12 protein-coding genes are annotated in these 13637 nt (G+C 70.7%); 1 reads left to right on the forward strand and 11 read right to left on the reverse strand.

Annotation, left to right across the window (positions count from 1 at the left end; translation table 11 throughout):
- Positions 1-136 precede the first annotated feature (136 nt).
- The 11 genes from G4H71_RS05730 to G4H71_RS05780 all read right to left on the reverse strand — a co-directional run bounded on the left by G4H71_RS05730 (position 137) and on the right by G4H71_RS05780 (position 12419).
- Positions 137-1894, reverse strand: coding sequence for a sodium/solute symporter (locus G4H71_RS05730; protein WP_072736026.1), 1758 nt, complete (start codon positions 1892-1894; stop codon positions 137-139).
- 13 nt (positions 1895-1907) lie between these two features.
- Complete coding sequence (locus G4H71_RS05735; protein WP_139183139.1) at positions 1908-2243, reverse strand: hypothetical protein; 336 nt, start codon at positions 2241-2243, stop codon at positions 1908-1910.
- Between the two features lie 41 nt (positions 2244-2284).
- The gene (locus tag G4H71_RS05740) at positions 2285-3043 is read right to left on the reverse strand and encodes a LytR/AlgR family response regulator transcription factor (RefSeq protein ID WP_371842128.1); all 759 of its coding nucleotides are present in this window, start codon (positions 3041-3043) and stop codon (positions 2285-2287) included.
- A gap of 87 nt (positions 3044-3130) precedes the next feature.
- Positions 3131-4363, reverse strand: a complete 1233-nt coding sequence (locus G4H71_RS05745) for a sensor histidine kinase (protein ID WP_072736027.1) — start codon at positions 4361-4363, stop codon at positions 3131-3133.
- A complete protein-coding gene (locus G4H71_RS05750) occupies positions 4360-4749 on the reverse strand; it encodes an MmcQ/YjbR family DNA-binding protein (RefSeq protein ID WP_072736028.1) in 390 nt (129 codons plus the stop codon). Before G4H71_RS05750 ends, G4H71_RS05745 begins: the two co-directional genes overlap by 4 nt.
- Positions 4746-5957 carry a lipase family protein gene (locus G4H71_RS05755; RefSeq protein WP_072736311.1) on the reverse strand — a complete coding sequence of 404 codons (1212 nt, stop codon included), beginning with the start codon at positions 5955-5957 and terminating at the stop codon, positions 4746-4748. The genes G4H71_RS05750 and G4H71_RS05755 overlap by 4 nt, the downstream gene beginning before the upstream one ends.
- A gap of 48 nt (positions 5958-6005) precedes the next feature.
- Entirely contained in the window at positions 6006-7637 is a 1632-nt protein-coding gene (locus tag G4H71_RS05760) for a Na+/H+ antiporter (RefSeq protein ID WP_072736029.1), read from the reverse strand.
- Between the two features lie 32 nt (positions 7638-7669).
- Positions 7670-7861: an antitoxin gene (locus tag G4H71_RS05765; protein ID WP_072736030.1), complete on the reverse strand. Its 192-nt coding sequence runs from the start codon at positions 7859-7861 to the stop codon at positions 7670-7672.
- Positions 7862-7993: 132 nt separating this feature from the next.
- Positions 7994-10483: an HAD-IC family P-type ATPase gene (locus tag G4H71_RS05770; RefSeq protein WP_072736031.1), complete on the reverse strand. Its 2490-nt coding sequence runs from the start codon at positions 10481-10483 to the stop codon at positions 7994-7996.
- Positions 10484-10513: 30 nt separating this feature from the next.
- Positions 10514-11629 carry an MBL fold metallo-hydrolase gene (locus G4H71_RS05775; protein ID WP_072736312.1) on the reverse strand — a complete coding sequence of 372 codons (1116 nt, stop codon included), beginning with the start codon at positions 11627-11629 and terminating at the stop codon, positions 10514-10516.
- A gap of 58 nt (positions 11630-11687) precedes the next feature.
- Positions 11688-12419, reverse strand: coding sequence for an enoyl-CoA hydratase (locus tag G4H71_RS05780; protein WP_072736313.1), 732 nt, complete (start codon positions 12417-12419; stop codon positions 11688-11690).
- Positions 12420-12487: 68 nt separating this feature from the next.
- On the opposite strand from G4H71_RS05780, the gene G4H71_RS05785 reads away from it, so the two are divergent.
- A complete protein-coding gene (locus G4H71_RS05785; RefSeq protein WP_371842118.1) occupies positions 12488-13630 on the forward strand; it encodes an NAD(P)-binding domain-containing protein in 1143 nt (380 codons plus the stop codon).
- Positions 13631-13637 lie beyond the last annotated feature (7 nt).

The raw sequence follows: 13637 nt of genomic DNA on the forward strand, positions 1-13637 counted from the left end.
TGAATCACATCGGAAGAGTGTGGCTGCAGTCACACGGTGAGCTGTCGGGCTGTGCGGTGAACGGTTCGCCGGACGCGACGAACGGCGGGTGCTCGGCGACCATGACGCACGGTCCGGCCGAGTCACGCGAACGCCGTCACCCCGGCCGCAGCCCCTGCTCACGGTCCGAGCCCATCCCGAGACGCTCGGGGGCGTGCATCCGGGTGAACACCCGCGCGACGTCGGCGGGGATCCGGGAGCGGGTGCACTTGCTGACCACGATCATGGTGACGAAGGCCAGCGGGACGCTGATCGCGGCCGGGTACCCCAGCATCGCGGCCGGCCAGCCGCCGCCGACGTCCTCGGACACCCCGGCGACGACCGACACCGTCGCCGCGAGCCCCGACGTCAGGCCGCCGACGGCCAACCCCGCCGCAGCTCCCGGCGCGGTGAGACCCCGCCACCAGATACCCAGGACGAGGAGGGGACACAGCGTCGACGCCGCCACCGCGAACACCATGCCGACGGTGCGGGACAGGTCGATCGTGGTCACGGCGAGCGAGAGTGCGAGCGGGACGAGCCCGGCGAGGACGGCGGCGATCCGGAAGTCGCGGATACGTCCGCGGAGCACGTCGGTACTGATGACGCCGGCAACGCTCACGAGCAGCCCGGACGACGTCGACAGGAACGCGGCGATCGCCCCCGCTGCGACGAGCGCGGCGAGCAGCTGCCCCGCGAGCCCCGAGAACACGGATGCGGGCAGGAGCAACACCGCCGCGTCCGAGGTCCCGGTGATGAGCAACTGCGGTACATACAGCCGTGCGAACACCCCGAGCAGCACCGGGAACAGGTAGAAGAGCCCGAGCAGGCCGATCACCACCAGCGACGTCCGCCGCGCGGCCCGCCCGTCCGGGTTCGTGTAGAAGCGCACCAGCACGTGCGGGAGACCGATCGTGCCGAGGAACGTCGCGACGATCAGCGAGTAGACCTGGTACGTCGGGTGCGGCCCGCCGAAACCCCACCCGGGCGAGACCCAGTCCGAGTTCGCCGCGGGCGCCCCCGCGACGACGGGAACTGCGGCACCCGATTCGAGGACCAGTGAGGTGCCCCGGCCGAGGGTGTGCGTGCCCGGATCGAGGACGACCGGGCCGTCCAGGACGGCGTCGTCGACGACTCCGGTGCCCTGCACCGCCACGGGCTCGGCGACCTGGACGACGACATCCGTGGTGATCTCCACCGTCGTGCGCTCGGACACGGTCGGCGGTGCCGGAGAACCGATCTCGTCGCGGTCACCGAGGAACCAGCCGGCCAGGGCGATCGCGGGGACGGCGACGGCGGTGAGCTTGAGCCAGTATTGGAAGGCCTGCACGAACGTGATCGACCGCATTCCGCCTCCGACGACGTTCGCGATGACGATCGCCGCCACCGCGACGGCCCCCACCCAACTCGGTAGGCCGAGCAGGATGTCCAAGGTCAGCCCCGCGCCCTGGAACTGGGGCACCAGGTAGAGCACGCAGATGACCGCGACGACCACCATCGCGAGCTTGCGCAGCCGGGGCGACGCGAGTCGGAACTCGGCGAAGTCGGGCACCGTGTATGCCCCGGAACGCCGCAGCGGCGCCGCGACGAACAGCAGCAGACCGAGGTACCCGGCGGTGAACCCGATGGGGTACCACAGTGCGTCCGCACCGTACTTGGCGATCAAGCCGGCGACGCCGAGAAACGATGCCGCCGAGAGATACTCGCCGGAGATTGCGGCGGCGTTCCACCGGGGCCCGACGCTGCGCGAGGCCACCAGGAAGTCCGATGTCGTGCGGGCCAGGCGCACCCCGTACACCCCGATGGCCACGGTCGCGACGGCGGCCGCGATCACCGCGAGGACGGTGAGGACCGGCAATCCTGCCTCGGCATCCATCAGTCGTCGCTCATCAGTCGTCCACGAGGTCGGTGAAATCCTGCTCGTTGCGTTCGGCCTGCCGCGTGTACACCCACCCGGTGCCGAGCAGCACCGGGTACGCGAGCAGTCCGAGGACGAGCCACGGCAACGCGATGCCGAACACCGTCACGTCGGCGAAGGTGGGAAACACCGCCAGAACCGCAGGGACGGAGCACAGCAGGATCACCGCGAGCAGACCGAGCCGGACGGCGAGACCGAGCTGGGCCCGCACGAGGCCACGGATCATCGCCTCCCCCACCTCGGTCTGCTCCTGCACCTCCACCCGGGTCCGGACGATCCGGGCGCCCGTGCGCTGCGCCAGGACCACCCGCTCGCGGGGCGGCGGGGTCCGGCGAGGCGACGTGGCGCTCACCGCGACGTCCAGGTCTGTCGGGGCGCGCGGACCAGCCGATCCTTGAGCGTGCGCGCGTGACGGCGGCTCACCGGCAGTTCCACCGGCGGGTCGTCCCCGTTGGGACGCAGGCACACCAGGACACCGGTGCCGACGGTACGGATTCCGGTGACCAGCGGCAGCGACACCAGATAGGAACGGTGCACCCGGAGGAATCCGGCATCGGCCCACCGGTTCTCGAGGGACGAGATGGGAATGCGCACGAGGTGCGAGCCGGTGGCGGTGTGCAGCCGCGCGTAGTCCCCGTCCGCCTCGACCCACTGGACCTGCGACCGCGGCACGAGCGTCGTGACACCGCCGAGTTCGACGGGAATGACCTCCCCGGTGTCTCGTTCGGGTGACGGAGTCTGCGCGCGGGCCCGCAACTCGACGACGCGACGCACCGACTCGGCCAGGCGCTCCTCCCGCAGCGGCTTGAGCAGGTAGTCGACGGCGCCGAGATCGAACGCGGCGACGGCCCGGTCCTCGTGGGCGGTCACGAACACCACCGGCGGGGGTGTGGCGAAGTTCGCCAGGACACCCGCGAGTTCGAGGCCGTCGAGCCCGGGCATGTTGATGTCGAGGAACACCGCGTCGATTCCGCCGTCGCGGAGCAGCCTCAGCGCGGTGGTGGCGTCGGACGCCGTGCGGATCTCCCGCACCTCGGGCTGGGCCCGCAACAGGAAGGCCAGCTCGTCGAGGGCCGGCGCCTCGTCGTCCACCGCGAGCACCGTCATCGGCTGCGGATCGTCATCTGAGTGGCTCACAACACACATCATGGTGCCACGCGGGGGCGCGACGCGAGTACACCCGCCGACCGACACTCACGCCCTGATTCCGGGCCGGAACTTCGGGACCCGCATGCTCACCTTCGTTCCCGCGCCGGGAGCGGTCTCGACCACCAGTCCGTAGTCGTTGCCGAACGCGGCCCGCAGCCGGTCGTCGACGTTGGCCAGGCCGACGTGCGCGGTCTCCTTCACCCCGGTCGACTCGTCCACCGCGTCGAGGGACCCGGAGCGCAGCAGTTCCGGGTCCATCCCGACACCGTCGTCCTCGACGCTGATGACGCAGTCCGTGCCCTCGTCGGCTGCGACGATGCTCACCGTGCCCCCACCGCTCTTGCCGGCGATCCCGTGCCGGACTGCGTTCTCCACCAACGGCTGGAGCGCGAGGAACGGCAGGACGACCCCGAGCACCTCGGGAGCCACCCGCAGCTTGACGTCGAGGGCGTCCCCGAACCGGGCCCGCTCGAGGGTCAGGTAGCGGTCGATGTTGCGCAGTTCGTCCGACAGCAGCGTGTACTCCCCGGCCGACCGGAACGAATAGCGGGTGAAGTCCGCGAACTCGAGGATCAGCTCCCGCGCCCGAGCCGGGTCGGTGCGCACGAAGGAGGCGACCGTACCGAGCGCGTTGTAGATGAAGTGCGGGCTGATCTGCGCCCGCAGTGCCCGCACCTCGGCCCGGTCGAGCCGGGCCCGCGACGCGTCGAGCTCGGCCAGTTCGATCTGGCCGGACGCGTATCGCGCGACCTCGGCGACGGCGCCCAACATGCCGGGTCCGGGTTCGACGGTGGTGACGACGGCGAGGACACCCACCACCCCGGAGTGTTCGATGAGCAGTGGCTGCGCCACCACGGCACGGATCGACGCCGCGGCGGGCGGACGCACCAGGTCCGCCTGCGGCACCATCACCCGGCGCTCGCCGTCGACGGCCCGCCGTGCCGCCGCACGCACCTGATCGGCGACCTCCCCGTGCGAGCCGGTCCTGGCGAGGATCCCGTCGGCGTCCCAGGCGAGGATCTCGCCGTCGGCGCCGAGGAGCGCGAGCGCCTGTGCGCCGACGAGATGCCGCAGGTGCGGCGCGGCCGCCTGGGCGGAGGGCTCGTCCAATCCGTGACGCAGCGACCGCGCGGCGAGCGAGGCGGTGTGCAGCGCCTCGTGGACGGCGCGTTCGGTGGGGGTCGTCACCGCTCGCCGGGTCCGCAGCCACAGTGCGGTTCCGGTCACCGCGGCGACGACCGCGGCGAGGACGACGATCGTGACGACGGTCCCCGTCACCGCGACTCCGGATCCGGCGGTGCGAGCCTGGCGACGAGGGTCCTCGGCGCCACCGTCCGATACGCGTCCTCGACGATGTCGGCCACGTCCGCCCGATCCTGGGGGACGTCCAGGTACACCCCGATCCAGCCCCGGCCGCCGACGTACGGTGGCACGAAGAAGCGTTCCGGATCGCGCTCCACCCAATCCTGTTGCGCACCGGGCGGGGCCGCTGCCCAGAAGCTGACCCGATCATCGTGGTGTCGACCGGCGAAGGTGACGAACATCGGAGCCTTGCGGACGAACCACGACGGCTCGCCGTGACTGATCCGCTCGGTCGTCTCGGGCAGTTCCAGACACAGTGCTCTCAATCGTTCCAGCTCTCGCCCGGCTCCCGGATCACTCATTCCGGACCCTCCGCTCCGCACGTGTCCGGTGCCGGCACGCCCGCGAAGCGGTCCGCGATCCAGTCCACCGCGCCGGGCACGGCACGCGGATCCGCGTGCCGCTCTCCGACGTTCACCCGGAGGTCGACGACGTCACCGGCCAGACATGCCCGAGCCACGGCGTTCTCGGTCCACGAGGGCAGGATCAGATCGTCCCCCGTGCCGACCACGACGAGCAGTGGACCGGCGGCGGCCTGCCGCGGAAGTGCCCGCGCGCCCAGCAGCTCGCGCATGTTCTCGGCATCGGTCATGGTGCGGGGCCCGACGTCCTCCGCGTCGATCGCACGGAGCAGCTCGAGCTTCTCCGGAAGCTTCGCGGTGACACAGGAGAGGGTGACGTCGGTGGCGTCCGCGAGCGGACCACGCAGATAGGCGGACGGGTCCAGATCCGGGTCGGTGACCCGCAGGCCCTCGATCAGGTACGGCAGGAACATCGTCTGAGGCACGGTCAACTGCACGCCGTCGGGGCCGTCGAGAATCCGCGAGAGGTCCGCCGCCGGTGACAGGTTGGCGGCACCGACGAACTCGAGACCGTCCCCGTAGTCTGCCGCACGTTCGGCGGCGGCCCAGGAGGCCTGGCCTCCCTGCGAGATACCGAGCGCGGCCCACCGGGTCGACGTGTCCGGCACGGTCAGCCGAGCAGCCCGAACGGCATCGATGAGATCGTATGCGGCCGAATCGGGCTCGAGGTACGGGTGCGGCCCGTCCGTGCCGAGTCCCTGGTAGTCGGAGACCGTCACGACGTATCCGCGCTCCACCAGTGTCCCGGACAGCGCGGCGGTCCCCAGCAGATCCGGGCTGTCCGAGGGCGCGCACTCGTCGGTGACGCCGGTGGTGCCGTGGCCGACGGTGACCACCGGCCATCCGCCCTCCGGTGGGGGGCCCGGCGGGGTGAACACGGTCGCCACCACCTCTGCCCCGGTGCCGTCCACCCCGGAGGTGGACCGGTACGTCACCCGCTGTGCGGTGGCACCCAGCGCGGCGATGTCGGGATGGAAGTCGGTGACCGTCTCCGCAGCGACGACCGACCCGCGTTCGTCGCCGACGGGAGCAGGGACGGTCGTGTGTGAGAGTGCACCATCGGGCTCGTCGGGACCGGCGCTCTGCGCACACCCGGACAGGACGGCCACACCGCCTGCGAGAGCGATCACCCCGATCCGCAACCGCATCGACGACTCCACCGGCGCCTCCCTCTGTTCGTTCCTGCCGGCCGCGGCTCACCACCACCGACGGCGGACCCGTTCCTCGGCCGCGGCCGCGTCGAGGTCGAGGCTCTCCAACACGCTACGCAACACCTCGTCGTCCAGGATGCCGCAGTCGCGGGCGTGCACCAGCGCGGCGCGCTCGGCGCGCAGTATGTCCCGGCGGAGCACCGCGAGCAACGCAGCGACGCCGGTTCCGCCCGGGGCGGCGACGCCGCTGCCGTCCGGGGCCTCCTCGGCGTCCTGCGCGGCCCGGCGAGCCCGGAGCGAACGCCGGGCCCGGTCCACGGCATCGTCGAAAGCCGCCACGGGAACGTCGTCCGGCCGCACCCGTGCCCGCGCGTCGAGTTCCTCCTCGCCCGCCGCCACCGCGATGTCGCGGGCGACGTGGAACTGTTCCTCGTACCGTTGCTCCTCGTGCGGATCGGCGACGCGCAGCACCCGGATCAGGGCCGGCATCGTGGCCCCCTGGATCAGTAGGGTGCCGACGGCGACCACGAACGCCACCGTCTGGATGATCTCCCGGCCCGGAAACGGCGTCCCGTCGGCGAGCGTGACCGGAACTCCGGCCGCGGCCGCGAGGGTCACCACTCCGCGCATCCCGGCCCACGAGACGACCAGGGTCTCGCGCCACCCCAGCCCGCGGGCCGGCCACGCCGTGAGACCGATGTGTCGCCGAAACCAGTGCAGCATCAGCCATCCCGGCCGCACCGCCATGACGACGGCCAGCACTGCAAGCGCATAGAGGAACACCCGGGTGACGGACAGGCCGCTGTCGCGGACGTCCTCGATCACCCATTTGAACTGCAGCCCCATGTAGGCGAAGACGAACATCTCGAGGAGCTGGTCGAGACTGGACCACACGGACCGTTCCTGCAGCCGGGTGGTCACCGACTCGCCCGCGGAACGATGCCCCATCACGACACCGGCGGTCACGACGGCGAGCACGCCGGACACCTCGATCTCCTCGGCAGCCAGGTACGCGGCGAACGGCAGCATCAGTCCGAGGACCGTCTCCAGTGACGGGTCCCGCATCCGCGCGCGGACCGCGCCGACGACGAGCGCGAAGGCCGCACCGACGGCGATGCCGCCGAGGACCTCGTAGCCGAAGAAGATCACCGGATGCTCGAACACCCTCGCCCCGACGACGCCGGCCACGGCCACCGTGAACAGCGTCAACGCCGAGGCATCGTTGACCAGCCCCTCCCCGGTGAGCACGGCGAGCACGCGCCGCGGCAGGCCGAGTCGGCGCCCGACCGACACCGCGCTCACCGCGTCGGTGGGTGCGACGACGGCGCCGAGGACGACTGCCGCCCCCAGCGTGAGACCGGGAATCAGCCAGTGGGCGAAGAACGCCACGGCGAAGGCGGTCACCAGCACCGTGACGATGCCCAGCCGCAGGATGTGACCGAGGTGGCGCCGCAGCGTCTGGGTGGAGAACCGCAACGCCGCCGAGTACAGCAGCGGCGGCAGGACCACACCGAGAATCACCTCGGGGCTCAGCTCGAGCCGGGGCAACCCGGGCAGGAACGACGCCGCCGACCCGAGGGCCACCAGCACCAGCGGCACCTGCAGGTCGAGACGGCGCGCCAACGTGGTGACAGCGATGGCCGCGAGAACGACCAGCAGGATCAGCGCACCGTGCACGTGTCGATTGTGCGCGGAGCTTCAGCCCTACGTCATTCCTTCGGCGGCACGGCCTTCTTCGCCGCGTCGGCGGCCTTGTCGATCTTCTCGCTGTACTTGCCGCCCGTCTTGTCGTCGGCGAAGTCGGCCGCCTTGTCGATGGCGCCCTGGATCTGCTCGGAGTTGTCGGCCGCGGCCTTCTTGCCCTTGCCGATCAGACCCTTGAGGGTGTCCGCGAAACTCATGTCGTCTCCTTCTCCGCTCCGCAGGCGGTACCTGCGGAATCCGCGCGGCGGGCGATCACCCGCAGTCGTACCCGATTTTCACAGGTCCGCACCGCCCTCGCCACAGCGACAGGCCGGGCGCGGGTGTGACGGTCAGCGCCCGGGGTGCTCGCCCGGGAGGTCGTCGGGGGTCGCGAACAGCCGACGGTGCTCGCCGTGGATACGACCGGTCACCCACCAGCCGACCTCGACGAGGACCACACCCACCAGACCGCAGACGACGGCCGTCGTGGTCGCCGCGACGTTCGAGGGGTCGAGCTTGAAGAACTCGCGGGTGAACGGCACGGAGAAGAGCACGAGGTAGCCGGCGATCGAGCCCGCGATGAGCACGACCTTCCACCACTGATACGGGCGGGCCACCACGGCGAGGACCCAGACCGCGATCATGATGAGCGTGATCAGCGCGGTGGTGCCGGCCTGGACCTTCTGCGTCTCGGTCTGGTCCGGCCCGGCGTACACCAGGACGTACGAGACGAACGTGGCCACGCCGATGATGACGCCGGACGGGATCGCCAGGCGCATCACACGCGGAACGAATCCGGACCGGGCGCGTTCGTTGTTCGGGGCCAGGGACAGCAGGAACGCGGGGATCCCGATGGTGAACCAGGCGGCGATCGTGACGTGCCGCGGCAGGAACGGGTACGGCAACGGCTCGAAGTCGAACATCGTCGAGAGCACCCCGGAGAACCCGACCAGGAAGGCCAGCAGCACCGAGTAGACCGTCTTGGTGAGGAACAGGTTCGAGACCCGTTCGATGTTGCCGATCACCCGGCGGCCCTCGCCGACGACGTACGGGAGGGTGGCGAACTTGTTGTCCAGCAGGACGATCTGAGCCACCGCCCGGGTGGCGGGGCTGCCGGATCCCATCGAGACACCGATGTCGGCGTCCTTGAGGGCGAGCACGTCGTTGACGCCGTCGCCCGTCATGGCGACGGTGTGCCCGCGGGACTGGAGGGCGCCGACCATGGCGCGCTTCTGGTCCGGCCGGACCCGGCCGAACGTGCTCCCGGATTCGACGGCGTCCGCGAGCTTCTCCGGTTCGGACGGCAGTTCCCGCGCATCGACGGGGTGGTCGGCTCCGGGCAGACCCAGCGAGGACGCCACCGCGCCCACCGACACCGCGTTGTCGCCGGAGATGACCTTGACGACGACGTGCTGACTCGCGAAGTACTCGAGCGTGTCCTTGGCGTCCGTACGCACCCGCTGTTCGAGGACGACCAATGCCCGAGGTGTGATGTCGCCCGGCCCTTCCGGGGAATCCACCGGACGCTCGGCGCTTCCGAGCAACAGCACCCGCAACCCCTGGGCGCCGAGTTCCTCGGCGCGGTCGGCCATCGTGCTGCCCGGCGCGAGCAGGACGTCGGGCGCCCCGAGCACCCAGTTGCCGCGGCTGCCGTAGGACTGCCCGCTCCACTTCTTCGCGGAGGAGAACGGCGCGACGGCCGTGGGTTCACCCCAGCCCGGATCGTCCGGGAACGCCTCCTTGATCGCGAGGACGCTGGCATTGGGCCGGGGGTCGTCGGCGGCGAGCGCGGCCAACGCCGCCCGCACCGCGTCCGCCTGTCCGTCCACGTCGGCGGCCAGTTGCAGCTCCGACAGCCGCATCCCGTTCTCGGTGAGAGTGCCTGTCTTGTCCGCACAGACGACGTCCACGCGGGCGAGACCCTCGATCGCCGGCAACTCCTGGACCAGGCACTGGCGGCGACCCAGGCGGACCACCCCGACCGCGAAGGCGATCGACGTCATCAGCACGAGTCCTTCCGGCACCATGGGCACCAGTGCGGCGACCATGCCGTTGAGGGCGGGCCCGAGGGCCTGGCCGCTCGAGAACAGCTGGTTGTAGATGATGAGCAGGCCCGCCGGGATCATCAGATAGGTGATGAACTTGAGGATCTTGTCGATCCCGCTGCGCAGCTCCGAATGGACCAGGGTGAACTTGCTGGCCTCCGCCGCGAGCTTGGCGGCGTACGCGTCGCGGCCCACCTTCGTCGCCCGGTAGGTCCCGCTTCCCGAGGACACGAAGCTGCCGGAGAGCACCTGCGCGCCCACCGCCTTGTGCACCGGGTCCGCCTCGCCGGTGAGCAGCGACTCGTCCACGTCCAGATTCGACGCCGAGGTGACGATGCCGTCGACGACGATCTGGTCTCCCGCGCCGAGTTCGATGATGTCGTCGAGGACCACCTCGCGGGGCGCCATCTCGACGGCACTGCCGTCCCGGCGCACGAGCGGCTTGGACTGGCTGACGATCGCCAGCTTGTCCAGGGTCCGTTTCGCCCGGACTTCCTGGATGATGCCGATGCCACTGTTCGCGACGATCAGCAGACCGAACATGCCGTCGATGATCGATCCGGTCGCCAGCACGATGAGCAACAGGACGCCGAGGATCGCGTTGATCCTGGTGAACACGTTTCCGCGGACGATGTCGCGGACCGAGCGGCTGGCCCGGTCGGGGACGTCGTTGGTCTTGCCCTGGGCCACACGCTCGGCGACCTGGTCGGCGGTCAGTCCACGAGCGAGGTGCGCCGCGTCGGTGTCGACCCCGGTGACCACACCGGTTTCGGCCCCCACCTGATCGTTCGTCATTCTCGAAAGGCTACCCACCGGAACCGGTGTTCAGGACAGATGCTGCCACCACGTCGAGTGTGTGGCTGGTCTCGTCACGTCGATCCGCTGCCCCGGCACCGGGACCGACACCTCGGTGCCGACCTGCCCGGCCGCCGTCGTGAGCCGCACGATGGGCTCGGACCACGGGTGGAACGCGAGATTGAACGTGGCCCAGTGCACCGGGACGAGCCTGCCGTGTGTGCCGTCACCTCCGTTGAGATCGGCGTGCGTGCGCACGGCCTCCTCCGGGTTCATGTGGATGTCGCGCCACCGGTCGTCGTAGGCCCCCACGGGCAGGAGCGTGAGATCGAACGGGCCGTAGGACTCCCCCAGCCGGGCGAAACGCGGGGTGTACCCGCTGTCTCCGCCGAAGAACACCCGGCGCTCCGGACCGGCGATGACCCAGGACGCCCACTGGGTGGGGTTCCTGACGAGGCCACGTCCGGAGAAGTGCCTGGCCTCGGTACAGGTGAGGACGAGCCCGCCGAGCGTGACCGACTCGTCCCAGTCGAGTTCGACGATGCGGTCCTCGGGAACACGCCAGCGACGCAGGTGCGCACCGATCCCGATCGGAACCACGAACGGCGCCGACTGCCGGGACGCCAGTTGCTGGACGGTCGCCTTGTCCAGGTGGTCGTAGTGGTCGTGCGAGATCACGATCGCGTCGACGGCGGGCAGGTTCCCCAACGCCACCGGGATCGGATGCAGCCGGGCCGGGCCGATCGACGCCGACGGCGAGACCCGGTCACTCCACACCGGATCCGCGAGGACCCGGTACCCGTCCACCTCGACCAGAACGCTCGAGTGCCCGTACCAGGTGACCGCGAGGGCACCGGCCTCCGCGGGGGCGATGGGAGTGGCGAGCGGGATCGGCTTGCGCGGGCGCCCCACCGAGCCACGGGTGACGAAGGACTTCGCGATTCCCGCCGACGCACCTGCGGGGATCTCCCCCGAGGGCTCCGAGTTGTGGAATCGGTAGTCGCGATATGTCGGCGAGGCACCGGCATAGGGCTGGATCCTGGACCGGGACGCACCGATCTGCCCCGGCACACCCCATGCCGCCCGGGTCAGCCAGGCTCCGGTTGCTGCCGCCAGTGCGGTGAGAGCGATGCGCTTGGGATTCACCCCGTCCACGATATGCGACAGTTCCGCCGACTGCGCTCGCCTCGTCGGGCCCGAACCGCTACCGTCCCCGGAACTCGGGGTGGCGCTTCTCGCTCCGCGCGGCGCGGGCCTCCTTCGCATCCTCGCTGCGCCATGCCGCCTCGAGCGCGGCGAGTTCGGCGGCAGGCGACTCGGCGTGAGCCCCGTCGTCGTTGAAGACCAACTTCATGTGCTGCAGGGACAGCGGCGCGAGCCGGGCGATCTTGCGGGCCCAGTCGTGCGCTGCGGCCACGTCACCGAGCCGGTTCGCGAGGCCGAGGGCGAACGCCGCGTCCGCGTCCACCTGCTCGGCCGCCAGCAGCAGGGTACGAGCCGGGCCGCCGCCGATGAGCGAGGAGAGGCGGTGGATGGTCCAGCGGTCGACGGACAGCCCGAGCCGGGCAGCAGGGATGGAGAAGGTCGCCGTCGGAGCGACGACCCGCAGGTCCGCGGCCGTCGCCAGCTGGCACCCGGCACCGATGGCGGGGCCGTTGACCGCCGCGATCACCGGCACCGGCGCGGATTCGACCGTGCGCAGCATGTCGACGAGTGCGTCGGTGAAGCCCTCGGCGTAGACGCTGCCGGACAGGTCGGCCCCGGCGCAGAACACCGGGCCCCGCCCCGTGAGCACGAGAGCACGGGCGCCCTCGGCCACGGCCTCGGTGACGGCGTCCTGCAATGCCTGGCAGAGTTCGGTGTTCAGCGCGTTGCGCCGCTCCTCGCGCTGCAGTTCGAGGGTGATCACGTCGCCTTCGCGGCTCGTCCCGATCATCTCCACTCGCTTTCGTCGGTCGGCAGATGTCCCTCTGCGCTCTACAGGTCCTCGGTGGTCTTGTAGTAATGGAGGTTATGACATCGGAGACCGTGGACGTCGACATCGCCGTGATCGGCGCGGGTCAGGCCGGACTCTCCTCGGCGTACCACCTCCGCCGGCTCGGTGTGGAGCCGGAGCGGTCGTTCGTCGTCCTCGACCATGCGCCCGGACCCGGAGGCGCGTGGCAGTTCCGTTGGCCGTCACTGACTCTGAGCACCGTCAACGCCGTGCACGATCTTCCCGGTCTGAGTTTCGCGGACACCGTGGCTGCGGCGCAGCCGTCCCTGGCATCCGGGAGTGCGTCCGGGAGCGTGCTCGCCTCGACCGCGGTTCCGCACTACTACCGTGTCTACGAGGAGAAGTTCGGGCTGCCGGTGCACCGTCCGGCGCACGTGCGGGTGGTCTGCGATCGCGGCGACCGCCTGCACGTGGAGACCGACGACGCCGTGTTCGCCGCGAGAGGGCTGATCAACGCGACCGGGACGTGGGAGCGTCCGTTCATTCCGCACTATCCCGGCGCCGAGACGTTCCTGGGCAGGCAGCTGCACACCAGGGACTATCGCAGTGCGGACGAGTTCGCCGGGGCGCACGTCCTCGTCGTCGGGGGCGGAATATCGGCGGTGCAACTTCTGGACGAGATCTCGCACGTCACCGACACGACGTGGGTCACCCGCCGGGAGCCCCACTTCAGTGAGGAACCGTTCACCTCCGACCACGGCCGCGCCGCGGTCGCCCTCGTCGAGGACCGGGTCCGTCGCGGGCTGCCCCCGGGCTCGGTGGTGTCGGTGACGGGCCTGCCGGTCACACCGGCGATCCGCGCCGCCCGCGCTCGCGGCGTCCTCGACCGGCACCCGATGTTCCGGGAGATCACCCCGCACGGCGTGCGCTGGCCGGACGGCGCCGAGAAGGCCGTGGACGTCATCCTCTGGAACACCGGATTCCGCAGTTCGCTCGATCATCTGGCGCCGCTGCGCCTGCGTGGCCCCGGCGGCGGGATCACGATGACCGGCCGACTCGCGACGCAGGTGTCCTCCGACCCGCGCATCCACCTCGTCGGGTACGGCCCGTCCGCCTCGACGATCGGCGCGAACCGGGCCGGGCAGGCAGCTGCCCGCGAGTTGACGCGGTACCTCGACCCGGGACCTGAGCGGGCGGCACGCGTACTCTGAGCTGCAC

Source organism: Rhodococcus triatomae, from assembly GCF_014217785.1.
Taxonomy (GTDB): Bacteria; Actinomycetota; Actinomycetes; order Mycobacteriales; family Mycobacteriaceae; genus Rhodococcus_F; species Rhodococcus_F triatomae.

Coding starts and splice junctions, on each gene's coding strand:
- G4H71_RS05730 (WP_072736026.1), bottom strand. CDS start 1,894: ATGGATGCCGAGGCAGGATTGCCGGTCCTCACCGTCCTCGCGGTGATC.
- G4H71_RS05755 (WP_072736311.1), bottom strand. CDS start 5,957: ATGCGGTTGCGGATCGGGGTGATCGCTCTCGCAGGCGGTGTGGCCGTC.
- G4H71_RS05780 (WP_072736313.1), bottom strand. CDS start 12,419: ATGATCGGGACGAGCCGCGAAGGCGACGTGATCACCCTCGAACTGCAG.
- G4H71_RS05740 (WP_371842128.1), bottom strand. CDS start 3,043: ATGACGGTGCTCGCGGTGGACGACGAGGCGCCGGCCCTCGACGAGCTG.
- G4H71_RS05750 (WP_072736028.1), bottom strand. CDS start 4,749: ATGAGTGATCCGGGAGCCGGGCGAGAGCTGGAACGATTGAGAGCACTG.
- G4H71_RS05765 (WP_072736030.1), bottom strand. CDS start 7,861: ATGAGTTTCGCGGACACCCTCAAGGGTCTGATCGGCAAGGGCAAGAAG.
- G4H71_RS05785 (WP_371842118.1), top strand. CDS start 12,488: ATGGAGGTTATGACATCGGAGACCGTGGACGTCGACATCGCCGTGATC.
- G4H71_RS05770 (WP_072736031.1), bottom strand. CDS start 10,483: ATGACGAACGATCAGGTGGGGGCCGAAACCGGTGTGGTCACCGGGGTC.